The 25,556-nt window shown below is 67.6% G+C and carries 19 protein-coding genes; 3 read left to right on the forward strand and 16 right to left on the reverse strand.

What is annotated here, in order from left to right; all coding sequences use genetic code 11:
- Positions 1–267: 267 nt before the first annotated feature.
- Positions 268–1,083, forward strand: coding sequence for a response regulator (locus tag LMA02_RS33240; RefSeq protein WP_228910919.1), 816 nt, complete (start codon positions 268–270; stop codon positions 1,081–1,083).
- 24 nt (positions 1,084–1,107) lie between these two features.
- Here LMA02_RS33240 and LMA02_RS33245 read toward each other — a convergent pair whose 3' ends face one another.
- Positions 1,108–3,297 carry a TonB-dependent siderophore receptor gene (locus tag LMA02_RS33245; protein ID WP_228910138.1) on the reverse strand — a complete coding sequence of 730 codons (2,190 nt, stop codon included), beginning with the start codon at positions 3,295–3,297 and terminating at the stop codon, positions 1,108–1,110.
- Between the two features lie 212 nt (positions 3,298–3,509).
- Complete coding sequence (locus tag LMA02_RS33250) at positions 3,510–3,815, reverse strand: hypothetical protein (protein ID WP_228910139.1); 306 nt, start codon at positions 3,813–3,815, stop codon at positions 3,510–3,512.
- Between the two features lie 420 nt (positions 3,816–4,235).
- Between LMA02_RS33250 and LMA02_RS33255 the strand changes: the two genes are divergently transcribed.
- Positions 4,236–6,455 (forward strand): LamG-like jellyroll fold domain-containing protein, encoded by a 2,220-nt coding sequence (locus LMA02_RS33255; RefSeq protein ID WP_228910140.1) that lies wholly within the window; start codon positions 4,236–4,238, stop codon positions 6,453–6,455.
- A gap of 31 nt (positions 6,456–6,486) precedes the next feature.
- Here LMA02_RS33255 and LMA02_RS33260 read toward each other — a convergent pair whose 3' ends face one another.
- From LMA02_RS33260 to LMA02_RS33325, 14 genes are all read right to left on the reverse strand, one after another.
- Complete coding sequence (locus LMA02_RS33260) at positions 6,487–7,389, reverse strand: GNAT family N-acetyltransferase (protein WP_228910141.1); 903 nt, start codon at positions 7,387–7,389, stop codon at positions 6,487–6,489.
- A gap of 169 nt (positions 7,390–7,558) precedes the next feature.
- Positions 7,559–8,746 carry a M20 aminoacylase family protein gene (locus LMA02_RS33265; protein WP_228910921.1) on the reverse strand — a complete coding sequence of 396 codons (1,188 nt, stop codon included), beginning with the start codon at positions 8,744–8,746 and terminating at the stop codon, positions 7,559–7,561.
- Positions 8,747–8,777: 31 nt separating this feature from the next.
- Positions 8,778–10,247, reverse strand: coding sequence for an aldehyde dehydrogenase family protein (locus LMA02_RS33270; protein WP_228910142.1), 1,470 nt, complete (start codon positions 10,245–10,247; stop codon positions 8,778–8,780).
- Positions 10,244–11,521, reverse strand: coding sequence for an NAD(P)/FAD-dependent oxidoreductase (locus LMA02_RS33275; protein WP_228910143.1), 1,278 nt, complete (start codon positions 11,519–11,521; stop codon positions 10,244–10,246). The genes LMA02_RS33270 and LMA02_RS33275 overlap by 4 nt, the downstream gene beginning before the upstream one ends.
- Before the next feature lie 136 nt (positions 11,522–11,657).
- A complete protein-coding gene (locus tag LMA02_RS33280; protein WP_012372400.1) occupies positions 11,658–12,983 on the reverse strand; it encodes an NAD(P)/FAD-dependent oxidoreductase in 1,326 nt (441 codons plus the stop codon).
- Between the two features lie 2 nt (positions 12,984–12,985).
- Positions 12,986–13,720: a cupin domain-containing protein gene (locus LMA02_RS33285; RefSeq protein WP_228910144.1), complete on the reverse strand. Its 735-nt coding sequence runs from the start codon at positions 13,718–13,720 to the stop codon at positions 12,986–12,988.
- Between the two features lie 120 nt (positions 13,721–13,840).
- Positions 13,841–14,272: a helix-turn-helix domain-containing protein gene (locus tag LMA02_RS33290; RefSeq protein ID WP_228910145.1), complete on the reverse strand. Its 432-nt coding sequence runs from the start codon at positions 14,270–14,272 to the stop codon at positions 13,841–13,843.
- Positions 14,273–14,295: 23 nt separating this feature from the next.
- Positions 14,296–15,630: an NAD(P)/FAD-dependent oxidoreductase gene (locus LMA02_RS33295; RefSeq protein ID WP_228910146.1), complete on the reverse strand. Its 1,335-nt coding sequence runs from the start codon at positions 15,628–15,630 to the stop codon at positions 14,296–14,298.
- Positions 15,631–15,771: 141 nt separating this feature from the next.
- The gene (locus LMA02_RS33300; RefSeq protein ID WP_228910147.1) at positions 15,772–17,646 is read right to left on the reverse strand and encodes an ABC transporter ATP-binding protein; all 1,875 of its coding nucleotides are present in this window, start codon (positions 17,644–17,646) and stop codon (positions 15,772–15,774) included.
- Entirely contained in the window at positions 17,646–18,602 is a 957-nt protein-coding gene (locus LMA02_RS33305; RefSeq protein WP_228910148.1) for an ABC transporter permease, read from the reverse strand. The genes LMA02_RS33300 and LMA02_RS33305 overlap by 1 nt, the downstream gene beginning before the upstream one ends.
- A 30-nt stretch (positions 18,603–18,632) precedes the next feature.
- A complete protein-coding gene (locus LMA02_RS33310) occupies positions 18,633–19,586 on the reverse strand; it encodes an ABC transporter permease (protein WP_228910149.1) in 954 nt (317 codons plus the stop codon).
- Between the two features lie 79 nt (positions 19,587–19,665).
- Positions 19,666–21,249: an ABC transporter substrate-binding protein gene (locus LMA02_RS33315; protein WP_228910150.1), complete on the reverse strand. Its 1,584-nt coding sequence runs from the start codon at positions 21,247–21,249 to the stop codon at positions 19,666–19,668.
- A 565-nt stretch (positions 21,250–21,814) separates the two neighbouring features.
- On the reverse strand, positions 21,815–23,353 hold the full coding sequence (locus LMA02_RS33320) for a methyl-accepting chemotaxis protein (RefSeq protein WP_228910151.1): 1,539 nt from the start codon (positions 23,351–23,353) through the stop codon (positions 21,815–21,817).
- Positions 23,354–23,548: 195 nt separating this feature from the next.
- Complete coding sequence (locus LMA02_RS33325) at positions 23,549–24,217, reverse strand: haloacid dehalogenase type II (RefSeq protein ID WP_006749698.1); 669 nt, start codon at positions 24,215–24,217, stop codon at positions 23,549–23,551.
- A 467-nt stretch (positions 24,218–24,684) separates the two neighbouring features.
- Between LMA02_RS33325 and LMA02_RS33330 the strand changes: the two genes are divergently transcribed.
- The gene (locus tag LMA02_RS33330; protein WP_228910152.1) at positions 24,685–25,545 is read left to right on the forward strand and encodes a GNAT family N-acetyltransferase; all 861 of its coding nucleotides are present in this window, start codon (positions 24,685–24,687) and stop codon (positions 25,543–25,545) included.
- The last annotated feature ends 11 nt before the right edge of the window (positions 25,546–25,556 follow it).

Below are 25,556 nucleotides of genomic sequence, written 5' to 3' on the forward strand. Positions count from 1 at the left end.
AGAATCGAGATATCCCCCTACAATTCCGCTCGCATCGATTCCGGCAGCGGCAATCTTCCGCCCCTTTATCGGCTCAGCGATCAAAAGAAACAACGCCGAGTAATGCGCCGACATACTGCCTGCCGTGCAGTCCGGCGAAGTCCGCTTGTCGATGCGAGCGTACCGTGCGTTTTCGCGAAGTCATGTCACGGCTTCCGACGATTTTCCCGAACCGGAATCGACCGCGCGCAGGAACGCTGCCCACAGCCTTTCCTGAACAGGTACACGATGTCGCCATCGACCGCCGCGTTGAATAATGCCCATATCCTGATCGTCGACGATCAGCCCGACCAGCTCCGTTTGCTGATCGACGTCCTGCGCAGCACCGGATGCCGGATCAGCATCGCATTCGACGGCGTGCAGGCCTGCCAGCGCGCGCAGGCACTCATGCCCGACCTGGTGCTGATGGATGTCCGGATGCCGCGCATGGACGGTTTCACCGCGTGCCGGCGGCTTGCGGCCGATCCGCTGACGAGCGCGATCCCCGTCATTTTCCTGACGGTGGCCGGCGACTTGCACGAGCGCGTCGAAGGGCTCGAAATCGGCGGCGTCGATTATGTGGTGAAGCCGTTCGAACCCGCCGAAGTCGTCGCGCGAATCCGCGTGCAGCTCGCGCGAACGAAACGGCCATTGCCGATGGATGCGCCCGCCGCGCACGATCCGTTTGCGACGGGCAAGGACGACGACATCATCGTGCGCGCGGCCATTCGGCATCTGTCGCGCACGCTGAACGACCCGCCGACCGTCGAGCAGCTGGCGCGCGCGGTCGGCACGCACGAGAAGCGGTTGTCGCGCGCGTTTCGCGACAACCTGGGCCAGACGGTGTTCGAATATCTGCGGCACGAGCGCCTGCGCATCGCGCAGGACCTGCTCGATACGACGTCGCTCAGCATTGCGAGCATCGCGAAGGAGATCGGCTTTTCCACGCCGGCGAATTTCGCCACCGCGTTCCGCGAACGGTTCGGCATCACGCCGACCGAATGGCGGCGAGAACGCCATGCGGCCGGGCGTGATGCCGCCCGGGAACCGCAGCGCGACGCGTAGTCGCGCCCGGCATCGCGGGTACGGCTACCAGTTGTATTTGGCGCTGGCCAGCACCGTCCGCTCGTTGCCGAACACGCATACCGTGTAAGACGTGCAGCCGCTGACGTAGCGGCGGTCGAACACATTCGCGACATTCAGCGCGAATCGCCAGTGACGCAGCTCGTAGTGCATCGCGAGATCGTACAGCGTGGCGCTCGGCACCGTCAGCGAATTGTCCGGCGCACCGGCCGACGCACTCTGGTAGCGCACGCCGGCGCCGACGCCGAGGCCCGACAGCGCGCCGGTGTGCCAGGTCCAGTCCGTCCACAGCGACGCCATCTGCCGCGGCAGCGGCACGGACACCGGCCAGTTGTTCAGCGACGCATCGTTCGCCTGCACGTTCTTGACGTCCTGATAGACGTACGACGCGACGATCGACAGCTCGCGCGTCACGTTCCCGACCGCGCTCAGTTCGATGCCGCGCGAACGCACCTTGCCGGTCTGCACGGACGACGTGCCGGTGGGGTCGAGATTCGGCGGCGTCGGCGTCAAGACGTTGGTCTGGTCGATCCGATAAACGGCCGCGGTGAGCATCAGGTTCCGGCCGGCCGGCTGCCAGCGCAGCCCGGCTTCGGTCTGCTTGCCGCGCGTCGGTTTCGGCAGGCCGCCGCCGTACATCCGCACGCCGATCACTGGATCGAACGACGTCGAATAGCTCACGTAAGGCGACAATCCCGCATCGCCCTGATAGGTGAGCCCGACGCGCCCTGAAAACGCACTGACGTCCTGCTGCGTGCCGATGCCGGCCGCCCGGTCGTCGAAGCGCGCGTTCACGCGATCTTCGCGGCCGCCGAGCGTCAGCGTCCAGCGGTTCCAGCGCATCTGGTCCTGCGCGTACGCGCCGAGCGAATTCATCGCCGTGTACTGATCGACGTGCCCGAGCGACGTGCGGCCGGAAAAGATCGCGGCCGTCACCGGACGATAGACGGGGTGGTAGAGGTTGAGCGACGGCGCGAGCGCGAGCCACACGCTGTTGGTCGTCGTCTGCCGGTCGAACTGCAGGCCGAGCAGCAGCGTGTGCTCGAGCGGGCCGGTGGCGAAGCGCGCCTGCGCGCGATTGTCGATGTCGAGCCGGCTGTAGTTCAACTGAAACAGGCCCGCGAACCGCATCATGTTCGTCGTGCTGCCGGGCATGAAGCCGTTGCCGAACACCGTTGCGTCGTCGAGCGACAGGCGCGACCAGCGCACGTCCTGTTGCAGCGTCCAGATCGGGTTCACGCGATGCTCGAGCGCATAGCCGAGCGACCATTGTTTCTTCCGGTAGTCGTTGAACGTCGGGTCGCCCATGTAGATGTCCTGCGACAGACGCCCGTTCCGATTCGGCAATACCGTGCCCGACGCCGGGAGGAAGTTCGACGAAATGTCGCCGTGATCCTGCAGGAACGAAGCGGACACCGTTAGCGACGTGTCGGCCGTCGGCCGCCAGCGGAACGACGGCGCCACCGCGACGCGCCGGTCGGCATTCGGGCCGGTCACCGCATTGCCGTCGCGCGCGATGCCGACGAAGCGATACGCATATCGGCCGTCCGGATCCAGTTTGTCGCCGATGTCGAGCATGGTCTGCTTGCGCGCATCGTTGCCGATCTGCACGCCGGCTTCGCGCACGCGCTCGCCGTCGGCCAGCTTCGTGTGCGCATCGACGATCGCACCCGGCTCGCCCGCGCCGTACAGCACCGACGTCGGCCCGCGCAGCACGGCGATCGAGTCGATCGTGTAAGGATCGACGCGCCAGTTCGCGATGACCGCCGTGTTCGGCGCCGCCAGGCCGTCGACATACAGCGTCGGCGTGAAGCCGCGCAGCGCCGCATACCAGTCGGTCCGCGTATCGGAGCCGAACGTCGCGAAACCCGGCACGTAGCGCAGCGCCTGGTTCAGGTCGGTCGCGCCGGTCATCTCGATCTGCTGCGCGGTCACGATGTTGGTCGTCTGCGGGATCTCGGCGACCGGCGTGTCGGTCCTGGTCGCAGTGGCGGTACGCAACCCGACCAGCCCGAGCGATGCGCGGGCGGCCTCGCCCGTCACGTCGATCTTCGGCAGCATCGCCGCCGCATCGCCCGATGGCGTTGCCGCCGCGTTCGATGCCTGCGCGTGCGCGCCGCCCGCGGCCGCCGCGCACAACGTTCCCCCGGCCGCGATCGCGATTGCGCGTCGCACCGAACCTGTTGCCGTTCCCATCGTTTAGCTAGTGTCTCCGTCGTGTTGCCCGGGTGCCGCGCGCCCGGTCGTGCTTCGTTGCGGGGCTGGCCGGCGGTGCGGGCCTGTCGCGCACGAGTCGGTGCGCGTCGTTCGATTGCGTCGTTTTTGAGCGCCTGAATGATATCGGCGGAACGTTGTGCGGTCTTTAGAAAAAATGCCTGCCGGCGCACGATCGTTCACCGCGTGTCCGATCAGATCGGCGAGGTCGGCGCGACGAACTTCAGCGTCGTGAACGCGGCGCTGCTGTCGGATGGCGTGGACGTGCCCGTCACTGTCACGTCGTTCGCGCTCGACGTGACGATCGAGCCGGATAAGCTCACCGCGCCCGGCCCGAACGTGTAGTGCGTCGCGGTGCCCCACTGCGTGTCGACCGTCGTCGTTGCCGAGGCGGCGGCCCGCATTGCCGTCACACCCGCGCAAGCCAGCGTCGAGCGCGACGCGACCCACGCCGCACGTCGTGCAAACCGTTCGTTCAAACCTGGGAGGCTGCTTGTCATCGTGTCGTTCTCCGATTCTTGTCGTTCGTGGCTTCACCGGCATGGACTTGCCGCGGCGTGCGGACCAGGAGTGCGATATGAAACCCGCACCACGTCATCCGTCGTATGACGACCGTCCGAAATAGTGGGAATCTATCGTTCTGCATACCTGAAAAGTCTGCCGCCCGCACGCCGGCGACGATCATATCTCGCAAACGTATCAATCGCCATTTTTTTCCGCTTTCTTAGCATGTTAATCAACTGGAGCGTGATAATCGGCTATCGAAAAATTTGGCACGACGCCACCCATTCGTGGTCCTCATCGCCCTCCATTCCGTTACAATCCGCGTCGTCATGCGATGACTGATTTCGCCGCGTGCCCTTCCGTCACCGCGCGACATCGCTTGCCTTCCGTGAAACTCGTCAAGGAACCAACGCGACATGCACGACACCCCTCTCCTGCTTGAATCGGGCGCGCGCGTTTCCCGGCGCACCTTCCTTTACAGCGTCGGAGCGCTCGCGCTGTCGGCATGCAACGGCTCCGGCGCAAGCGAGAGCGTCCGCGGCGTCACGAGTGCGGCAGCGGCGGCCGGCAACCGTGCGCTCGCGCGCGTGGCGACGGGCACCACCGCCGTCACGACCCGTACGGCGTTCGCCCATCCGGGGTTGCTGCACACGCAGGCCGATTTCGACCGGATCGCGCAGAAGGTCGCGGCGGCCGCGTCGCCGTGGCGCGACGGCTGGAACACGCTGATTGCCAACAGCCATGCGCAGTTGACGTGGTCGCCACGCCCGCAAGCCGTCGTCACGCGCGGCGGCACCGGCGCGCAAAACTATCCGGTGCTGTACAAGGACATCGCGGCCGCCTACGCGTGCGCGCTGCGCTGGAAGGTCTCGGGTAACAAAGCGTATGCGGACAAGGCCGTGCAGATCATGAACGAATGGTCGTCGACGCTGCAGAACCTCGCTGGCGACTCGAACGTCGATCTGGCCGCCGGCCTCTACGGGTACGAATTCGCGAACGCCGGCGAAATCATGCGCACGTATCCCGGCTGGGCCGCGGCCGACTTCGCCGCGTTCCGCGCGATGATGGCCGACAAGTTCTACCCGATCAACGCCGACTTCCTGAACCGCCACAACAACACGGACATCACGCACTACTGGGCGAACTGGGATCTGTGCAACATCGCGTCGATCATGGCGATCGGCGTGCTGTGCGACGACCACGCGAAGTTCGACGAAGCCGTCAACTATTTCATCGACGGCGCGGGCAACGGCGCGATCGCGCAGGCCGTCTATTACCTGCATCCCGGCCACCTGGGCCAATGGCAGGAATCGGGCCGCGACCAGGGGCACAACACGCTCGGCATCGCGCTCGCCGGCGCGATCTGCGAAATGGCGTGGAACCAGGGGATCGACCTGTACGGCCACGACAACAACCGCTTCCTCGCGGGCGCCGAATACGTTGCAAAAGCGAATCTCGTGCAGCCGGACGGGACGTTCCCGACGGTGCCGTACGCGCGCTACGCCAACGTCGACGTCACGCAAGCGCAATTCTCGACCGGCAGCCAAGGCGTGATTCGTCCGTGCTGGGCGCTCGTCTATAACCATTACGTGAACCGCAGGGGACTCGCCGCACCGTGGTCCGAAAAGTTCGCGCGCGCGATCCAGCCCGAAGGCGGCGGCGGCAACTACGGCGAAACGAGCGGCGGCTACGACCAGCTCGGCTACGGCACGCTGACGTGCACGCGCGATCCCGTTGCACCCGCAACCGCACCGAGCGGGCTGACCGCGTGGCCGGCCGCCGGGCACGTCGTGCTGTCGTGGTGGGGCATCGCGAATGCCGCCAGCTACGACGTGAAGCGTGCCGTAACCACGGGCGGTCCGTATACGACCATCGCGACCGGCATCGTCGATCCGTTGACGTATACCGACAACCCGGCCGCGGGCACCTGGTACTACGTGATCAGTGCGCGCACGGCATCGGGCGAATCCGCGAATTCGGCGGAAGTGGCCGCATCAACGGCCCTGCAACTGCATACGCTGCTGACGTTCGACGAGACCGGCGGCACGAGTGCGGCGGACGCGAGCGGCAACGGTCATGGGGGCACGCTCGTCGGCGGCGCATCGCGCGGGCCCGGCAAAACGGGCAATGCTGTGTCGCTCGACGGCTCTACCGGCTACGTCGCGTTGCCGAACGACATCGTCACGGACGTGTCGGATGTCACGATCGCGGCGTGGGTCAACTGGCGAGGCGGCCAGACGTGGGCGCGCCTCTTCGATTTCGGTTCGGGCACCGGCCGCTATCTGTTCGTCACGCCGAAGAGCCACGGCGGCACGATGCGCTTCGCGATCACCACCAATGGCGGCCATGGCGAGCGCACGATCGACGGCAACGCGGCACTGCCGGCGGGACAATGGGCGCACGTCGCCGTCACGCTGGCGGCCGACACCGCGACGCTCTATCTGAACGGCGATGCGATCGGCTCGGCGAACGACGTCATCTTCGCGCCCTGGCGCATCGGGAAAACCGCGCAGAACTGGATCGGGCGTTCGCAGTATCCGGGCGATCCGTTCTTCAACGGCCTGATCGACGAATTCCGCATTTATCGCGGGGCGATGTCGGCCGAACAGGTGAAGGCGCTCGCGCAGGGAGCGTGATGCTTGCCACCGCCGGCCGCGCGGCCGGCGCTTACAACATCGCCTGACTGATCAAACCGTACTGTCGGAATACCGGATCGGTCGCGCCGCGGTGCGCGTCGACAGGCGCGTTGCGAACCATCTTCGAGCAGGTGTCGACGCGTTTCATTCCCTGCGCGTCGAGCCAGTCCGGCAAACTCGTTCCCGACGGTACGTCGATGCGAATGAATTCATTCTCCCGCGTGCTCAGCCAGTGACTGATCAGCGCCTTCGCCTGCGCATCGTCGCTCGAACGCCGTGCGACGACCGGGCCGATCACGTAACCGCGACCGAAGCGGCGCAGCACTGAAAATCCGGCGATCTCGCCATCCTGCTCGAGCACGACGCTTTCGCCCCGCTTCATCAACGCCGACATCAGCGCGTCGCGCTCGAAGCCGGAAGCACGCGCGTCCAGCTCGACGAAGCGGCTCAGATCGGCGGGTGTGCCAGCCCGCAGTCGAGCGCCGTCGGGCAGCGCAACCGCTGCGGGTTGACTCACGTTCCCTTGATATTGATCCAGCGATCCGCACACGTTGAAACCGAGCTTTTCGTAGAGCGGCTGGCCCGCTGGCGTCGCATGCAGGAATACGATGCGCGATCCGAGTTCGTCGAGGAGGACCTCCATCAGCGCGCGGCCGATCCCTCGGCCCTGATGCTCGGACGACACGATCACGTGTCCGATAGCAGCACGGTCCGCACCGTACTTCCAGCACATCGCCGTACCGATGACCACCCCGTTTTCCTCGGCCGCGAACGCGATCGAGGTGTCCGCGGAAAACTGCCAGTCTTCCGCCCTGAACGGCCACCGAAGCGCCATGGAGAGTGCGTGGGCCGCGGGTACGTCGGCCGCGGTAAACCTGCGGTAGTGCAGCGCCGTCGCGGCGCCGGAAGCGTTCATTACGTGTTCGTCGTTCATCAAAGTCATCCTTCGAAATGGCGCAGTTTCACAACCCAACTATAGGAATGAATGATTTTCCTGTGCCTAACGATCTATAAATTCACCATTAATCAAAACTTAATGCCAAGCACGCGCATGACCATTCGATGCGGCCCGACTGCCGACCGGGTCGGCGTCACGCACAGCGTCACGGGAATCGCGCGAAATAATGCTGTGCGAGGGCCACCCAGTACCGGACGCCAGCCGGAATGATGTCGTCGTTGAAATCGTATTTCGGGTGATGCAGCGCCGGCGACGCCGAACCGACCGGCGCATTGCCGATCAGCACGTACGCGCCGGGGCGCTCCTCCAGCATGAAGCCGAAGTCTTCGGACGTCATGTTCGGCGGCACGTCGCGGTACAGGCGTTCTTCGCCGAACGTGTCGCGAATCACCGCTTCGCACAGTGCCGTCTCGACCGGCGTGTTGACCGTTGCCGGGTAGTACTGAAAGAATTCGACGTCGACCTGCGCGCCATAAGCCGCCGCCAGCCCCTCGCACATGAGCCGGATGTCGCGCTGCAGCTGTTGCTGCAAGGCCGACGACAGCGTGCGGATCGTGCCGCGCAGCTCGGCCGTGTCCGGAATGACGTTGTCCGTCGTGCCCGCATGGAACATGCAGACGGAAATCACCGCCGGGTCGACGGGATCCTTGTGCCGCGCGGCGATCGTCTGGCACTGCAGCACCATCGAACACGCGAGCGGAACGGGATCGATGCCCAGGTGCGGCTGCGCCGCATGCGCGCCCTTGCCGGTGATCGTGATCCTGAACCGCGAGCCGGCGGCCATGATCGGGCCGGTGCGCAAGCCGAAATGCCCGGCTGGCAAACCGGGCCAGTTGTGCATGCCGAATACCGCCTCCGTCGGGTATCGCTCAAACAGCCCGTCATCGATCATCTTGCGCGCGCCCGCGCCGCCCTCTTCCCCCGGTTGAAATACGAAATGGACGGTGCCCGGCAGCTGCGGCAACGCTTTCAGCACGCGCGCGGCGCCGAGCAACATCACGGTATGGCCGTCATGGCCGCACGCGTGCATGATCCCGTGCGTGCACGACGCATGCGCGAAGTCGTTGGCCTCGTGGATCGGCAACGCATCCAGATCGGCGCGCAGCACGATGCCGCGGCCCGGATCCGTGCCGGGCAGGCTCGCCACGACGCCCGTGCCGCCGAGCCCGCGCGACACCGCATAGCCGAGCGCTTCGAGCTCGCGGACGACGACGTCGGCCGTCCGGTGTTCTTCGAATCGCAGCTCGGGATGCGCATGCAGGTCGCGGCGCAGCTTCGCCCAGTGCGCGTAATGCGCTTGCAGCGACGTGTCGGGAATCACGGGGTTTTCCAATTTCGGCACCTTCGAAAAGTAGACGGCTGGGTCAGTCGTAAAAGCCGACGACGGACTTGATCTCCATATACTCCTCCATCCCTTCGACCCCGTACTCGCGACCGTTGCCCGACTGCTTGTAGCCACCGAACGGCGCCTGCGGATCCCATGCCGGGTAGTTCAGATGCACCTGCCCCGAGCGGATGCGCGCGGCCACCGCACGTGCGCGTTCCTTGTCGGCGCCCTGCACATGCGCGCCGAGCCCATAGACGGTGTCGTTCGCGATCGCGACGGCTTCGTCGACCGTATCGTAAGGAAGGATCGCGAGGACCGGACCGAAGATCTCCTGCTGCGCGATCGCCATGTCGGTGCGAACGTCGGAAAAGATCGTCGGCCGCGCATAGAAGCCGCGGTCGAATCCCGCGGGCCGTCCGGGGCCGCCGGCGATCAGCTTCGCCCGTTCGTCGATGCCCGCGTCGATCATCTGCGCGACGCGACCGAACTGCGCGCGATTGGCGAGCGGCCCGTGCGTCGTCGCGTCGTCGAACGGATCGCCGACGATCAGCCGCTGCGCTGCCGCGACGGCCAGTTCCTCGACCGCGCCGAGCACGTCGCGCGGCACGATCATGCGGGTCGGCGCGCTGCACGATTGCCCCATGTTGCGAAACGCGGCGGCCACGCCCGGCCCGATGGCCTGCTGCAGGTCCGCGTCCGGCAACACGATGTTCGGCGATTTGCCGCCCAGCTCCTGCGCGACGCGCTTGACGGTCGGTGCCGCCGCCTGCGCCACGAGCACGCCCGCGCGCGTCGACCCGGTAATCGACACCATGTCGACTTCGGGGTGCGACGACAGCGCGGCGCCCACCGCCTCGCCGCTGCCGCTCACCAGGTTGAACACGCCCGCGGGCACGCCCGCATCGGCGATCACTTCCGCGAACAGCAGCGCGCTGAGCGGCGACAGCTCGCTGGGTTTCAGCACCACCGTGCAGCCTGCGGCGAGCGCCGGGCCGACCTTCGCGGTGATCTGATAGATCGGCCAGTTCCACGGCGTGATCAGCGCGCATACGCCGATCGGCTCGCGTACGACCGCGGTCGTCCCGCGCCGCGTGACGAACGGGTAGCGGGCCAGATTGTCGCGCGCAACCCGGATATGCTCGGCCGCGAGCGGCACATGGGCGCCGCGCGCATAACCGATCGGCGCGCCCATTTCCAGCGCAAGCGCCGTGGCGAACCATTCCGCGCGCTCCAGCATCAACGCATGCACGCGGTCGAGCAGCGCGGCGCGTTGTTGCGGCGAGGTCGCGGCCCAGCGTTCGAACGCGCGGCGCGCGGCCTGCACCGCGCGGTCGGCGTCGCGTGCGGTGCCGAGCGGAATCTCGCACAGCGTGTCTTCGGTGGACGGGCAGACGACCGCGAAGCGGTCGCCGCCGTCGGGTAAAACCCAGTCGCCGTCGATGAAGAAGCGATCGAGCCTGCCGGCTTCCAACAGGTGACGAACGGGTGAATTGACGAGTGAATTCATTGGAGCGTGTCCTTGAGTCGATACCATGCGCCGACGAACGGCAGAAACCAGGGTTTGCCGAAGTGACCCGGAATCGCGGGCCAGTCGAAACCTTTCCACGGATTGAGATCGGCGCGTCCGTCCATGATCTCGGCCATCAACGTGCCCATCAGCGTGGCCATGTGCGTGCCGTGGCCGCTATAACCCATCGAGTAGTAAACGCCGTCGCGCTCGCCGGCGCGCGGCAGGCGGTTGGCCGTCATGTCGACCATCCCGCCCCAGCAATAGTCGATGCGTACGTCGGCCAGCTCGGGAAACACGGCGGCCATCTGCTGCCGCAGGATCAGCCCGCTCTTTTCGTCGGAGCGCGGATTCGACGCGGCAAAACGCGCGCGCCCGCCGAACAGCATCCGGTTGTCGGGCGTGACGCGAAAGAAATTCACGAAGTTCTTCGTGTCGGTGACCATCCGGCGCGTCGGCAGCAAGCGGTCGAGCAGATCGTTCGGCAACGGCTCGGTGACGATGATGAACGCGCCGACCGGCACGATCCTGCGGCGAACCCAGCCGAACGGCCCGACCTGCGAAATGCCGCTCGCGAGCAGCACCTGGCGCGCGCGGATCTCGCCGAGCGGTGTTTGCACCGCGTACGCGCCGCCCGCTTGCCGCTTCAGGCCGAGCACCGGCGCATGCTCGAGAATATGCGCGCCGCGGGCTTGCGCGGCGCGCGCGAGGCCGCGCACATAACGGCCAACATGCATCCCGGCGCTCTTGCCGAACAGCAGCCCGCCGTGATATCGGTTCGAGCCGATCTCGTCGCGCAGCTCCGCCTTCGTGACCAGGCGCGTGTCGGGGTCGACGCTCGCCGCGAGCAGGGCCTGACTTCGCGCGAGCTTGTCGTAGTGCTCGGGCTTCGCCGCGAGCTTCAGCTTGCCGCGGCGCACGAAATCGCAATCGATCGACTCCTCCCTGACCAGCCGCTCGACCGTGTCGACGCCCGCGTCGAACGCGAGATAGAGCCGGTTGGCCAGTTCCGTGCCGAGGCGCTGCGACAGCGACGCGTAATCCTGCGCGAAGCCGTTGTTGCACATGCCGCCGTTGCGTCCCGATGCCGCCTGCCCGACGGTGCCCGCCTCGCAGACGATCACGCGCGCGCCTTTCTTGGCCAGCGCCAGTGCGGCGGCCGAACCGGTGATGCCGCCGCCCACCACCACCACGTCGCAACTTCCGTCATGCAACGCCGGCGAGCTGCTCGCGAATGGCTCCGACGTATCGAGCCAGTAGGAACTGAAACGCATCAGGCACTCCCAAGCTGTCCACCGCACCGTGCTGCCAGACCGACCAACGTTCGCCGCGCCGATCCGGCCGCTTGCCCGCGATCCGGATCGGCGCGCCTCGTCCAGGCTGCCCCCGCGTCAGCGCGACGGTCCTGCATTAGAAATCCGCGACCTTGCCCCATGCGGACTCGCTGAACCGGCCGGGCCGGTACGGCGCCGGGTCCACGAAAGGTTGCGCACCAGACGCGAGATCGGCGATCAGGTGCCCGGCGCCCGGGCCAATCCCGAAGCCGTGACCCGAAAACCCCGCCGCGAGGATCAGCCCCGGCACGCCCGGCACTTCGCCGATGCCCGGCACGCCGTCCGGCGTGCTGTCGACGAACCCGGCCCACGCGTGCGTGATCTTCGCTTCGCGCAGTTCGGGCAACAGTTCGGCCGCGCGGCGGTACGTTTCGGCGACCGTCGGCATGTCGGGCTTCGGATCGAGAATGCGCACGGCTTCCATCGGCGTAGGCGCGTCGAGGCGCCAGCGCTTCAACGTTTCGTGGCCGCCGCGCACGCCTTCGAGGCCGCCCGGCAGCAGATTGCGCCAGCGTTTCGCGAACATCGGCACGAATTGCGGCGCGAAGCGCAGGAACTGCGGCGTCAGGTCCACGCGCGCGCGGCCGCTGATCGCCAATGCGTAGCGTCCGTCGCTGCGGCGCGTGATGGACACGCCGGACGTGTACATCGCATCCGGCAACGGCGTTTCGACCGGCGACACGCTCAGGATCGACTGACGGATCGACGCTTGCGGAAACCGGATGCCGAGCTGGCGGCAGAACGACGACGCCCATGCACCGCCGGCCATCACGACCGTTCGGGTCTTGATGACGCCCGCCTCGGTGACGACGCCCGCGACCCGGCCGCCTTCGAGTTCGATGCCGCGCGCCGCGCAGTGCTGGTGGACACTGCCGCCCAGCTTGATCAGCGCGGCGGCCACGGCCGGCGCGGCCTTGCCTGGATCGGCCGTGCCGTCGGTCGGCGAGAACACGCCGCCCTTCCACTGCCGCCCGGTTGCCCGTCCGCGCTCGGCGGCCTGCTTGCTGTCGAGCATGTACGTGGTCACGCCCGCGGTCTTCGCGAATTCGCCCCAGCTGGCCCAGCGGGACAGCTCGGCCTCGTCATTGCTGAGATACAGCAGCCCGCAGCGATGAAAGCCCGTGTCTTCGCCGGATTCGGCCGCAAATCGTTCCCACAGATCGATGCTCTTGCTCGCCATCGGCAACTCGCGCGCATCGCGGTTTTGCTGGCGGCACCAGCCCCAGTTGCGGCTCGACTGTTCGGCGCCGATGCGGCCCTTCTCGACGAGCGCGACCGATATGCCGCGGCGGGCCAGATAGTAGGCGGTGAAGACGCCGATGATGCCGCCGCCGATCACGACGACGTCGGCCGCGGCCGGCGGCGTGGACAAGGTTTCGATATGGCGCAGCGGAGGGGACATGCTCAGTCTCGTTCGGTGGAGGGTTTGACGTTCTGCATCACGTAGAACTTCGCCACGCGTTCGCTGCTTTCCCACCCGATCGACGCGCCGCGCGGCACGAACAGTGCGTCGCCGGTACCGAGCGACTGCACGCTGCCGTCGGGCGCCGCGAACCGGACGCCGCCGTCCAGCAGGAACATGAACTCGTTCGCACGATGCGGCCGGACGATCCGGTGATACGGCGTCGAATCCCACGTGCCCGCGCAGTACCCGGCGCCGTCGTCTGTGAACACGTTGTCGCTGCGGCATTGCGGCGCGGGGCCGAGCAGCACCTCGGCCGGCAGCGTGGCGGACGGCTTGAAGTCCGCGTCGGCGTGGAGCTCGAAGAGGCCGCGTTTCGTCGGTTGCGCGCACGCTGCCGCGCAGAACATCAGCAGCACCGGCGATTGCGCGGCGATGCGCAGTGCGGTGCCGCCGCCGATGACGGCGCCTTGCCCCGGGCCGAGCACCAGCGGCGCGGCCCCGGCCGCTTCGAGCGTCAGCTCGCCTTGGACGACGACGACGGTTTCGATGTGCGGAAAGCTCGGCACGTCCAGTTCGCCGACGAACACGATCCGCCCCGCGGCCATCGCGTCGGGGCCTTCCCACGCAATCTCGCGATGCGACGCGAACGGATCGCTCGCGCCGAACGCCTGCTTGCGGAACGCGGTGGAAGACGGTGCGCCGTCGGCCCGGTGCAACACGAAAACTGCGGTCATTTCTGCTCCTGTGCAGTGCGCGGCGGACTGGTTCAAAAGCCGTCACGCGATATCGGAAATCGTCGTTCGCCGGCTCTTCTGCCGGACATCCTCAGCGGGGCATGTCGTCCATGCCTGTGCTTACGCCGCGTGACACGACGCATCGCGGCGTTCGCTGCGCAGGCGCGTCGATGGCGCTCGCGCCGGCGCGCCGCCCGTGCGGGCGACCACGTAATCGCGCGGCGTGATCCCGAGCACGCGCCGGAAATGCCGGCATAGATGGCTCTGATCGAAGAAGCCGACGTCGGTCGCGACGACCGACGGTGCGAGACCGGCGCGCAACAGGTCCTGCGCCCGCCGTATCCGCACGAGACACAGATACCGGTGCGGCGACAGCCCGGTTTCGCTGCGAAAACGCGCGGTGAAACGCGACACGCTCAACCCGGCCACCGCCGCGAGCGTATCGAGGTTCAGCGGCTGCGCGAACGATGCGTCGATCGTGCGCAGCACGTCGCCGATCGCCGGCGAGACCGGCCGCGCGACACGCGGCGAGCCAACGAATTGCACTGTCATGTCGAATTCTCCCGGCGCTCGCTTCAATGCAGGAAATCCTGCATCCGGTAATACGCGCCGACGAGCGGCAAGAACCACGCGTGCCCGAAATGGCCCGGTATCGCCGGCCATTCGAGCTCGCGCCACGGGTTCGACGCGGCCGCGCCATACAGCACGTCGGCCATCACGCGGCCCATGTGCACCGACATCTGCACGCCGTGGCCGCTGTAGCCCATCGAGTAATAGAGGCCGTCGTGCTGGCCCGCGCGCGGCAGCCGGTCGGCGGTGATGTCGACGAGGCCGCCCCAGCAGTAGTCGAGCCGCACGCCGGCCAGTTCCGGGAAGTAGCCGGCCATGCCGGCACGCAGGACGTCGCCGCTCTTCGCGTCGGAGCGCGGGCTCGACATCGCGAAGCGCGCGCGGCCGCCGAACAGCAGCCGGTTGTCGGGCGTCACGCGGAAGTAGTTGCCGATCTGGCGCGACGTCACGTATGCGCGGCGATGCGGAAACAGCCGGTTCAACTGCGCGTCGGGCAGCGGCTCGGTCACGACGATGAAGCTGCCGACCGGCGCGATGCGTCGCCGGAACCACGCGAACGGCCCGTGCTGCGATGCGCCGGTCGCGACCAGCACGCGGTCGGCGACGATCGTGCCGCGAGCGCAGGTGATCGTGTGGCGCTCGCCGTCGAGCCGGTCGAGCTGCGTGACGGCCGCGTGCTCGTACACGCGTGCGCCGGCCCGCACGGCCGCTTGCGCGAGCCCGACGCCGAACTTGCCCATGTGCATCTGCGCGCCGTTGCGCTGCAGGAGTCCACCGTAGAAACCGTCGGAGCCGACTTCGTCGCGGATGTGCGACGGGTCGATCAGCTCGATGTCCGGATCGACGTCGCGCCGCAACGCGTTGAAGGTCTTTTCAAGCCCCGCGAAATGCTGCGGTTTCGCGGCGAGCTTCAGCTTGCCGGCGCGCCGGAAATCGCAATCGATCGCCTGTTCGGTCACGATCGTCTCGACGCTCTTCACCGCGCTTTCGTACGCGCGATAGAACTGCTTCGCCTGCGCGGCGCCGATGCGCGCGGCCAGCGACGCGTAGTCCTGCGCGACGCCCGTATTGCACTGGCCGCCGTTGCGGCCGGACGCTTCGCCCGCGACCTGCGCGGCTTCGAGCACGACCACCGAGACGCCGCGCTGCGCGAGCGCGAGCGCCGCCGACAATCCGGTGAAGCCGCCGCCGATCACCACGACGTCGGCCCGCCCTTCGACGGGGCCAACGCTTCCGGCGCGAAACGCGGGGCGGGTATCCAGCCAGTACGATTCCAGTTTCATTGGATCCTTCTCGAGCATGCCGGCAATGACGATCGGCGACCGTTCAATGAGAATCATTTAATCACCGTCAAAAACCGCAGTTGCCGCGTATTCGCGCGCGGCACGCGTACAAATTGCCGTTTTGCGCGACCGCCGCAGCAGACTATGCGGAACGCCGGCTGCCGCGGCATGCGCGATGAACACGTGACGTGTCGCGCGCTACAGACGCACCGGCTGCACCGGCGCTCCGCCGGCCTCCACCGGCTCCGCCTGGAAGCGCGCGAGATCCTCCTCGCTGCGATGGCACAGCACCTGCGCGCCGTTCCCGAGCGTGCGCAGCGACGGGGCCGTCCGGTTGCACACGCCGTCCACGCGCATCGCGCAGCGCGACAGGAACGGACACAGCTCGGCCTCGTTCTCGCGCTCGCCGATCGGCACCAGCGGCCGATGGCAACGCTCGGCCGCGTCGTCGAGCCAGCCCGCGCGCAGCTCCGGCGCCGACGACACGAGCAGATGCGAATACGGGTGGTAAGGCGGCGCGCACAGCGCGTCGCGGCTGCCCGTCTCCACGCGGCGGCCCGCATACAGCACGACGATGTCGTCGCTGATCGCGCGCACCTTCGCGATGTCGTGCGTGATGAACACGTACGACACGCCGAGCTTCGCCTGCAGGTCGCGCAGCAAGTCCATGATCGCGGCGCCGACCACGGTGTCGAGCGCCGACGTGACTTCGTCGCACAGGATCAGGTCGGGCTCGGCGGCGAGCGCGCGCGCGAGGTTCACGCGCTGCTTCTGGCCGCCCGACAGCTCGCCGGTGCGCCGCGCGGCCACCGCCTGCGGCAGCCGCACGAGGTCGAGCAGTTCCGCGACGCGCTGCCGCGCACGCGCGCCCTTGATCCCGTGATAGAACGCGAGCGGCCGCGCGAGCGTGCGCTCGACGGTATGCACTGGATTGAGCGCGGTATCGGCGTTCTGGAACACGATCTGCACGCGGCGGTGCTGCTCCTTGGAGCGCTTGCCGATATCGAGCGCGAGCGGCTCGCCGTCGAGCAGGATCTGCCCGCCCGTCGCCGGCACGAGGCCCGCGATCACCTTCGCGAGCGTCGTCTTGCCGGAGCCCGATTCGCCGATCACGCCGACCGTCTGCCCGCGCCCGATGCGCAGGTCCACTTCGTGCAGGATCACCTTCGCGGGCCAGCCTTTCGCGGTCCGGCCGCCATAGCCGGCGATCGCGCCGCGCACGTCGAGCAGCGGCGCGGGCGCGGCCTGCGCGAATTTCGCATCGCGTTCGACCGCGCCCGGCGTGACCGCCGCGATCAGGCTCTGCGTGTACGGGTGCGTCGGCGCATGCAGGATCTGTTCGGTCTCGCCCGCTTCGCGGATCTGGCCGTCGCTCAACACGACGATCCGGTCGGCCATCTGCGCGACCACCGCCAGATCGTGCGATACGTACACCGCACTCATCCCGTAGCGCCGGATCACGTTCTTGAACGCCTGCAGCACGTCGATCTGCGTGGTCACGTCGAGCGCCGTCGTCGGCTCGTCGAGGATCACCAGCTCCGGATCGGTGATCAGCGCCATCGCGGCCATCAGCCGCTGCAACTGGCCGCCCGACACCTGGTGCGGATAGCGCTTGCCGATCGTCTCCGGCTCGGGCAGCGCGAGCGCGCGGAACAGCTCGACCGCCTTCGCCTGCGCATCGCGCTTCGTCATCGTCTTGTGGATCAGCGCGCTCTCGATCACCTGGTCGAGAATCGTGCGCGACGGGTTGAACGCGGCGGCCGCGCTCTGCGCGATATACGCGACCTTGCGGCCGCGCAAGGCGGTCAGCGCCTGCGCGGACAGCGTGCATACGTCCGTGCCGCCGAGCTTCACCGAGCCGCCGGCGATCCGGCAGCCGGCGCGTGCATGGCCCATCAGCGACAGCGCGATCGTCGTCTTGCCGGAGCCCGACTCGCCGATCAGCGCGAGCACCTCGCCGCGCCCGACGTCGAAGTCGACGTCGTGGACGATCGTCGTTTCCACGCCGCCCGGACGGCCGCCGACCACGCGCAGCCCGCGCACTTGCACGAGCGGAGTCGATTCATCTCGCATCAGCGTTCTCCCGCGGCCGCGGCCGCGCCCTTGCGGCGGCCGCGATGCGGCAGGCCGTCGATCAACAGGTTGACGCCCACCGTCAGGATCGCGATCGCGACCGCGGGCATGATCGCGACGGCCGAGCCGTCGCCGAGGCTGGCGATGTTCTCGCGCACGAGCGAGCCGAGGTCCGCATACGGCGGCTGCACGCCAAGCCCGAGAAAGCTCAGGCCGCTCAGCAGCAGCACGACGAACGTGAAGCGCAGCCCGGTATCGGCGAGCATCGGATGGATCATGTTCGGCAGCATCTCGACGCAGGCGATGTACAGCGCGCTTTCGCCGCGCGCCTTGGCCACCTGCACGAATTCGAGCGTGCTGATGTTGACCGCCAGCGCGCGCGCGATCCGGTACGAGCCCGGCATGTAGCTCACCGCGGCGGTCAGCACCAGCAGCGGCAGCGACGAGCCGAATGCGGCGACGAACATCAGCGCGAACATCTTCGACGGAATCGACGTGAGCGCGTCGAGCAGCCGGCTCATCGTCTCGTCGACCGCGCGGCCCGACACGGTCGCGAGCAGCCCGAGCGTCGTGCCGGTCACCGCGGCGAGCAGCACCGCGGCCAGCGCGAGCAGCACGGTCAGCCGCGTGCCGTACAGGATCCGGCTCAGCATGTCACGGCCGAGGAAGTCGGAGCCGAACGGCAGCTTCGCACTGAAAGACGCGAACACGTCCGGCGTGACGATCGCGCCGACGTCATGCGGCGCGATCAGCGGCCCGAACACCGCAACGAACAGCATCAGGCCGACCATCGATAGGCCGACGCGGCCGCCGGTCGTCAAGGCGATGCGCGCGGCGCGGCCCTTGCGCGGCTGGTCGGGGGCGGGCGCGGCAGGCGGCATGCTGCCCCGCCCGAGGGGCGGGTCGCCGGATGGCGGCAGCGCGCTGCTGCGTTGTACGGGTTCGATCGGTTGCATGGGCGGCATCTCGGAAGGAAAACGAAACACTCAGGTGCGCAGTCGCGGGTTCGACACGATCGAGCACAGGTCGGCGAACAGCACCAGCGTCAGGTAAGCGACGCAGAAGATCAGCGTGCAGGCCTGAACCAACGGGAAATCGCGGTTGCTGACGGCGTCGACCATCAGGCTCGCGAGGCCCGGATAGTTGAAGATCGTCTCGACGACGATCACGCCGCCGAGCAGATACGACAGGCTCAACGCGATCGCATTGGCGATCGGGCCGATCGCGTTCGGCAACGCATGGCGCAGCACGACGCGCGCGGGGCTCGCGCCCTTCAACACGGCCATCTCGACATACGACGCGCTCAGTTGCTCGATCACCGCGGCGCGCGTCATCCGCGCCATCTGCGCGATCACGACCGCGCACAGCGTCAGCACCGGCATCGCATACGCACGCAGGAAATCGTGCAGGCTTTCGATCGGGCCGCTGTACGACAGCGCGGACAGCCAGTGCAGCTTCACCGCGAACACGAGCACGGCGACCGTCGCGATCAGGAATTCCGGCGTCGCGACGAGCGACAGCGTGCCGAGGCTGATCACGCGGTCGATCGCCGACTCGCGCTTGACCGCCGCGAGGATCCCGAGCAGCAATGCGATCGGCACCGACACCGCGGTCGTGATCGCCGCCAGCGTGAGCGACTTCGGCAGGCGCCCGCCGATCAGCTCCGACACCGGCATGTCGCCGGAAAACGATCGGCCGAAGTCGCCGTGCAGCAGCCCGCCGAGCCAGTGCAGGTAACGCACGTGCGCCGGCATGTCGAGACCGAACTGCTGGCGCAGCGCGGCGACCGTCTCCGGCGTCGCCGACTGGCCGAGCGCGGCCTGCGCGGCGTCGCCCGGCAGCAGGTTCGTGATCATGAAGATGATCGCGGACACGATCAGCAGCGTCAGCGCGGTGACCGCGATGCGCCGGCCGATCAGCCCGATGAGAATTCGGTTCATGAAGCGGCACTCCCGAAAAAACCGCGCGTGGCCGGCGCGGTGGTCCGCACCGGCCGCGCGACGGCGGCCAGCCACAACGTCATGCGTTCCACCACACGTTCTCGGCGAACGTGAAGCCCATCATCGGCCCGGTGGGGATCGAGCCGAGGCCCGCGAGCCGCTTGTCGTAGCCGTCGAGGAAGCTGATGAACGCCGGAATGCCGACCCGGCCCTGCTGCGCCACGATCACCTGCATGTCGCCGTACATCTGCTTGCGCTTCGCGTCGTCGGTTTCCGAACGCGCGGCGAGCAGCAGCTGGTCGAACTTCGCGTTCTTCCAGCCCGACTCGTTCCACGGCGCATCCGACTTGAAGAACTGCGTGAACAGCACGTCGGCGCTCGAGCGCGGGTTGATGTTGCCGAAGGTGAGCGGGTGCTTCATCCAGTGGTTCGACCAGTAGCCGTCGGGCGACGCGCGGTTGACCTGCAGGTTCAGCCCGATCTTCTGGCCGGCCTGCTGCAGCAGCACGGCCATTTCGATCGACCCGTTCGCGTCGGACGTCGCATAGATCGGCGGCAACGTGGCGCCGAGCGCGCCCGCCTTCTGCAACAGGAACTTCGCCTTGTCCGGATCGTGCGCCCGCTGCGGCAGCGACGCGTTGAAGTAGCGGTGCCCCGGCGGAATCGGCTGGTCGTTGCCGATCACCGAGTAGCCACGGAACACCGCCGTGCGGAGCTGCTCGCGATCGAACAGGTACTTCATCCCTTCGACGAAATCGGGACTCGAGACGATCGGGTTGTCGCTGCGCATGATCAGGTCGGTATAGAGACCCGACTTGGTTTCCTTCAGCGCGTAGCCCGGCGTCGACGAGACCCGCTGCGTCGAGCGCGGATCGATCGCGTTGATCAGGTGCACGTCGCCCGACAGCAGCGCGTTCAGGCGCGCGGCGCTGTCGCTGATGCCGATCAGCTCGATCTCGTCGAGATACGGCTTGCCCGGCTTGAAGTAGCTGTCGTTGCGCACGCCGACGGTCGACACGCCCGGCTTGAACGACTTCAGCTTGTACGGGCCGCAGCCGATGCCGGTCGAGAAGTCGGTCGTGCCGTCCTTGACGATCACCAATTGCGGCGTCGCGAGGATCACCGGCAGGTCCGCGTTCGCGCTGGCGAGCGTGAGCGTGACTTCGTCCGGGCCGCTCGCCTTCGCGTCCGCGAACTGTTCGGCAAGCGTCTTGACCTTCGACGCGGTGGCCGCGTTCTTGTGGCGCATCAGCGAAAACACCACGTCGGCCGGGCCGACCGGCTTGCCGTCGTGGAACGTGACGCCCTTGCGCAGCTTGATGATCCACGTCTTCGCATCGGTCGTCTGCAGCGACTCGGCGAGGTTCATCTGCGGCGTCAGGCTCGCATCGAGCTGCGTGAGGCCGCTGTAGAACATGAAGAAGCGCGTGTAGTCCGCGCCCGTCGAGCCCTTGGCCGGGTCGAGCGTATCGGCCGTCGAGCCGGCTTCGTTCGCGACCCGGATCTTGCCGCCGCGCTTCGGCGCGGGCGCGGCGAATGCAGAGCCGGGGGTCATCAGCAGTCCGCCGGCGCCGGCGGCCATCATGCCGCTCGCCGCCATGACCTTCATCATGTCGCGGCGCGTGAAGCCGCCCTTGCCGCCGTTGTCGATATCGTCGCTCATCCGAACTGCTCCTGACTGTGGAAAGTGGGGTCCTGGGTCCAGCGTGGTTCTCGAATCCCGCCGCGCCCGCTTGCTGGTGGCGGGCGCAACGTCGTACACATGCAATTCATTTAAGCATCGCCAAAATGCGGTTTGTCGCGATTCGGGCCGCCCGCACGATACGAATCGACCGTTTTGAGCGGCCCGCGCAGCATGAATTGCTGCGTGCACGCACGTGTCGCCGTTGGCCCGGCGGCGTGTCGCGGTGGTTGCCGAACCCGTGTCGATGCAGGAAATCGTAAGGCCGCGGCCGCCGCAGATTGCGCCGACAAAATTGCCCGTTCGGCATCCGGCGCGCGTTTGGCTCACGCAAACCGCACGTTTGTGTCGAATGCGTGCGCGCCTGCCCACGACGGCCGAAACGAGCGGCACGTTGCGGCAGATCGCCGCATGCACGGGCGTCGACGGTGGGGATCGCGACGGGCCGTCGCGCAGGAAAGTTCAGAAGAATGCCGCTCGATCGGAACCGCTTGGCGGGAAGACGGGAAGAAGGCGGGACTGCCCGGAAACCGGGCGCGTGCAGCCGTCACGCAGCGAGCCGGAATACCGATACGGCGGCCCGCAGGCGCGCCGCCTGCTCGTCCAGCGACGAAGCGGCCGCAGCCGCCTGCTCGACGAGCGCGGCGTTCTGCTGGGTGACTTCGTCCATTTGCGCGACCGCCAGCCCGATCTGTTCGATGCCGGTGCTTTGCTCGGCCGATGCCGCCGAAATCTCGCCCATGATGTCGGCCACCCGGTCGATCGACCGGACGATCTCCGTCATGCGCGCGCCGGCCGTCTCGACGAGCCGGCTGCCGCTGCCGGCGCGCTCGACCGACGCGTCGATCAATCCCTTGATGTCCTTCGCGGCCGCGGCGCTGCGTTGCGCGAGCGAGCGGACTTCCGACGCGACGACGGCGAACCCGCGCCCCTCCTCGCCGGCCCGCGCGGCTTCCACCGCGGCGTTGAGCGCGAGAATGTTGGTCTGGAACGCGATGCTTTCGATGACGACGGTAATGTCGGCGATCCGCACCGATCCGTCCGAAATCTGCCGCATCGTTTCGACGACCGCCTGCACGGCCGCGCCGCCGAGTTCGGTCGCATCCTTCGCCTGGGCCACGAGCGCATTCGCCTGGCGTGCGTTGTCGGCGTTCTGTTTGACCGTGGACGTGATCTGCTCCATGCTCGCCGCCGTTTCCTGCAGCGACGCGGCCTGCTGCTCCGTGCGCTGCGACAGATCCAGGTTGCCTTGCGCGATCTCGCCGGTGCCGGTGGCGATCGAGTGGGTCGTGGTCTGGATCTCGGCGATGGTGTCGGTCAGCCGCGCCTTCATGTCACCCAGCGCGACGAGCAGGCTGCCGGGCGCGGCGTGCGCCGTATCGAACGGCACGTCCAGTTCGCCGGCGGCGATGCGGGCGGCGATCTGCGTCGCATGCGCGGGCTCGCCGCCCAGCGTGCGCCTGACGCTGCGCAGCACGCCCCATGCGATGGCCGCGAGCGCCGCGGCGATGACGAGCGCGATGGCGCCCAGCACCATCGCGAGCCGGGCAAACGCCGCATTGATGTCGTCGTAGAAAAATCCCGTGCCGATCCACCAGTTCCAGTCCGGAATCGCGACCACGCCCTGCAGCTTCGGCTCCAGGTCCGCGTCGGGGCTGCGCTTGATCAGCACGTCGACGAGCGCGAAATGCGACTGCGCCATCCCCGCGCGGTACGCGTCGCTGTCGGTCAGGCCGCTGGTCGTGCGGTTGCCTTTCGCGCGCGTGCCGATGAACTTCGCGTTCGGGTGGACGAGGTTGACGCCGTCGGACGTCGTGACCCAGAAGTAGCTCTTCGAATTCGCGTTGAGCGCCGCCAGCGCGGCCTTGGCCTGCTGCTGCGCCTGCTCCTGCGTGAGCGTGCCGCTCGTCTGCATCGCGCGATACGAATCGACCAGGTGCTCGGCCTTGGTCAGCAGAATGACGATCTCGTCGCGGCGGCTGTCGATCAGCGCGTCGCGCAGCGTGTGCAGCGACAACGCGGCGAGCAGGACGACGCCGAGCAGCGCCGCGGCGACGAGCATCAGCAGTTTGGTGGACAACCTCATGCGGGGGCCTCGAAATATTAACCGTTCGGTACATATATCGGCCCGGGCGACCCCGCCCTTGAACGACTCAATATCGGTAATTACCCTCGTTTCGTGCGCTGATCGAACGCGCGACGGGACGCGACAGGCTCCGACGGCATCGCGGTCAAGTCCCGTCCCGTCGCGCCGATCGATGAATCGGCCGGCGCAGGCGACTTACAGGCCAAGCTGCGTCGCCAGCTGGCCGATGTCCGACACTTCGTAATAGTTGTAGAACGGCGTGCCCGGCTCGTGACCGCGGTTCACGAACGCCTTGTGCTTGATCCCGAGATCCTCGGCCGTCATCAGGTCGTAGCGCAGGCTCGACGACACGTGCAGCACGTCTTCGGGCTTGCAGCCGAGCTTGTCGAACATGTATTCGAAGCCCTGCATCCGCGGCTTGTACGACTGCGCCTGCTGCGCGGTAAACACCGCATGGAACGGCGCGCCGAGCTTGTCGACGTTGCTCATGATCTGGTCATCCATCGCGTTCGACAGGATCACCAGCTTGTACTTCGACGCCAGCCGCGACAGCCCGGCCGGCACGTCCGGGTGCGGGCCCCACGTCGGCACCGCATGATAGAAAAGCTCGGCCTCGGCTTCGTCGAACTTCACGCCGACCCGTGCGCACGTGCGGCGGACCGCGTTGACGACGACGTCGCGATACGGCTTCCACGCGCCGAGCACCTCGTCGAGCCGATAGGCGGCGAACGCGCGCACGAAGGCCTCCATCGTGGCCGGCGACAACCGATCCGCATAGATTTCGCGCGCCGTCTCGGCCATCCGGAAATGGGTCAGCGTGCCGTAGCAGTCGAAGGTGATGTACTTCGGTTCAAACTGGATCATGGTCAGGTCCTGTCGGTGTGAAGCCCCGGCAGGGCCGGGGATGGGCTGGGTTTAACGAAATTGAATCAGGGCAAAAAGTCGTTCGCGCATCGTTCGGCGCCGCTCAAAACGCACAATCGCCGCAAGTTGCCCGGCACATGCAGCACGATCTGCGGTGCGATCGGGCGCGGCGCAGCGGGGCCGGCCGGTGGGCGCCGCGCTATCGCAGCGGGCTCGCCTACCGGTGCGGCCCTCCGGCAGGCGGCAGCGCCGCCGTGCATTCATCGCAATGTCCTTCCCACAGCAGGCGTGGTGGGATTGATCGGCCGCGCCGGCACGATCAGCGCGTTCGTCCGCGTCGATCGAACGGGTTTGCGTCGATCTCGCGGGCGCGCCCGTCACCGCCGGAAAACAGGCGAATCGTCCTATCCGCGCCGCACCCGCGCTGGCAGAGTGAATGCGTCATTTCCACCCATCCGGAGTCCGGCGTGTCCGACCTCAACCCTTCCCGCACGCTTACCTATCGCCCGTTCGTCGAAACCGACCTGCCCGCCGCGCACCGCCTGTCGGAAGCGGTCAAGTGGCCGCACCGCCTCGACGACTGGCGTTTCGCGCTCCAGCTCGGCGGCGGCTTCGTCGCCGAGGACGAATCCGGCATCGTCGGCACCGCGCTCGGCTGGCGCTTCGACGACGCGCACGCGTCGCTCGGCATGGTGATCGTGTCGCCCGAGCGCCAGGGCCGCGGCATCGGCCGAGAACTGCTCGCGCGCGTCGTCGACAGTCTCGGCGCGCGCACGATATTCCTGCATGCGACGCCGTCCGGCGAACCACTCTATGTGAAGTTCGGCTTCGAAGCGATCGCCACGATCGACCAGCACCAGGGCGCCGCGTTCCAGCCGCCGCTGATCTCGCTGCCGCCGGGCGAGCGCCTGCGCCCGCTCGGCACCAACGACGGGCCGCGCCTCGCGGCGCTCGCATCGCGCGCGGCAGGCTACGAGCGTGGCGCGGTGACCGATGCGCTGCTCGACGTCGCGAACGGGATCGCGCTCGATCGCGACGGCGAACTGCTCGGCTTCGCGCTGTTCCGCCGCTTCGGCCGCGGCCATGTGATCGGCCCGGTGATCGCGCCGGACGCGCTGCGCGCGCAGGCGCTGATCAGCCACTGGCTCGCGCTGCACGAAGGCATGTTCGTGCGCCTCGACGTGCCGGGCGACAGCGGGCTGTCCGACTGGCTGCAGGGGCTCGGCCTGCCGCGTGTCGATACCGTCGTCGCGATGGCGCGCGGTGCGGCGCCCGCGCGCGATCCGGCGCTGCGCGCGTTCGCGATCGTCAACCAGGCGCTCGGCTGAGCGGCACGCAC

The organism is Burkholderia sp. B21-005, assembly GCF_020843965.1.
Lineage (GTDB): Bacteria > Pseudomonadota > Gammaproteobacteria > Burkholderiales > Burkholderiaceae > Burkholderia > Burkholderia ambifaria.

Coding starts and splice junctions, on each gene's coding strand:
- LMA02_RS33270 (WP_228910142.1), bottom strand. CDS start 10,247: ATGAATTCACTCGTCAATTCACCCGTTCGTCACCTGTTGGAAGCCGGC.
- LMA02_RS33300 (WP_228910147.1), bottom strand. CDS start 17,646: ATGCGAGATGAATCGACTCCGCTCGTGCAAGTGCGCGGGCTGCGCGTG.
- LMA02_RS33315 (WP_228910150.1), bottom strand. CDS start 21,249: ATGAGCGACGATATCGACAACGGCGGCAAGGGCGGCTTCACGCGCCGC.
- LMA02_RS33290 (WP_228910145.1), bottom strand. CDS start 14,272: ATGACAGTGCAATTCGTTGGCTCGCCGCGTGTCGCGCGGCCGGTCTCG.
- LMA02_RS33295 (WP_228910146.1), bottom strand. CDS start 15,630: ATGATTCTCATTGAACGGTCGCCGATCGTCATTGCCGGCATGCTCGAG.
- LMA02_RS33245 (WP_228910138.1), bottom strand. CDS start 3,297: ATGGGAACGGCAACAGGTTCGGTGCGACGCGCAATCGCGATCGCGGCC.
- LMA02_RS33240 (WP_228910919.1), top strand. CDS start 268: ATGTCGCCATCGACCGCCGCGTTGAATAATGCCCATATCCTGATCGTC.
- LMA02_RS33320 (WP_228910151.1), bottom strand. CDS start 23,353: ATGAGGTTGTCCACCAAACTGCTGATGCTCGTCGCCGCGGCGCTGCTC.
- LMA02_RS33325 (WP_006749698.1), bottom strand. CDS start 24,217: ATGATCCAGTTTGAACCGAAGTACATCACCTTCGACTGCTACGGCACG.
- LMA02_RS33310 (WP_228910149.1), bottom strand. CDS start 19,586: ATGAACCGAATTCTCATCGGGCTGATCGGCCGGCGCATCGCGGTCACC.
- LMA02_RS33275 (WP_228910143.1), bottom strand. CDS start 11,521: ATGCGTTTCAGTTCCTACTGGCTCGATACGTCGGAGCCATTCGCGAGC.
- LMA02_RS33280 (WP_012372400.1), bottom strand. CDS start 12,983: ATGTCCCCTCCGCTGCGCCATATCGAAACCTTGTCCACGCCGCCGGCC.
- LMA02_RS33305 (WP_228910148.1), bottom strand. CDS start 18,602: ATGCAACCGATCGAACCCGTACAACGCAGCAGCGCGCTGCCGCCATCC.
- LMA02_RS33260 (WP_228910141.1), bottom strand. CDS start 7,389: ATGAACGACGAACACGTAATGAACGCTTCCGGCGCCGCGACGGCGCTG.
- LMA02_RS33285 (WP_228910144.1), bottom strand. CDS start 13,720: ATGACCGCAGTTTTCGTGTTGCACCGGGCCGACGGCGCACCGTCTTCC.
- LMA02_RS33255 (WP_228910140.1), top strand. CDS start 4,236: ATGCACGACACCCCTCTCCTGCTTGAATCGGGCGCGCGCGTTTCCCGG.
- LMA02_RS33250 (WP_228910139.1), bottom strand. CDS start 3,815: ATGACAAGCAGCCTCCCAGGTTTGAACGAACGGTTTGCACGACGTGCG.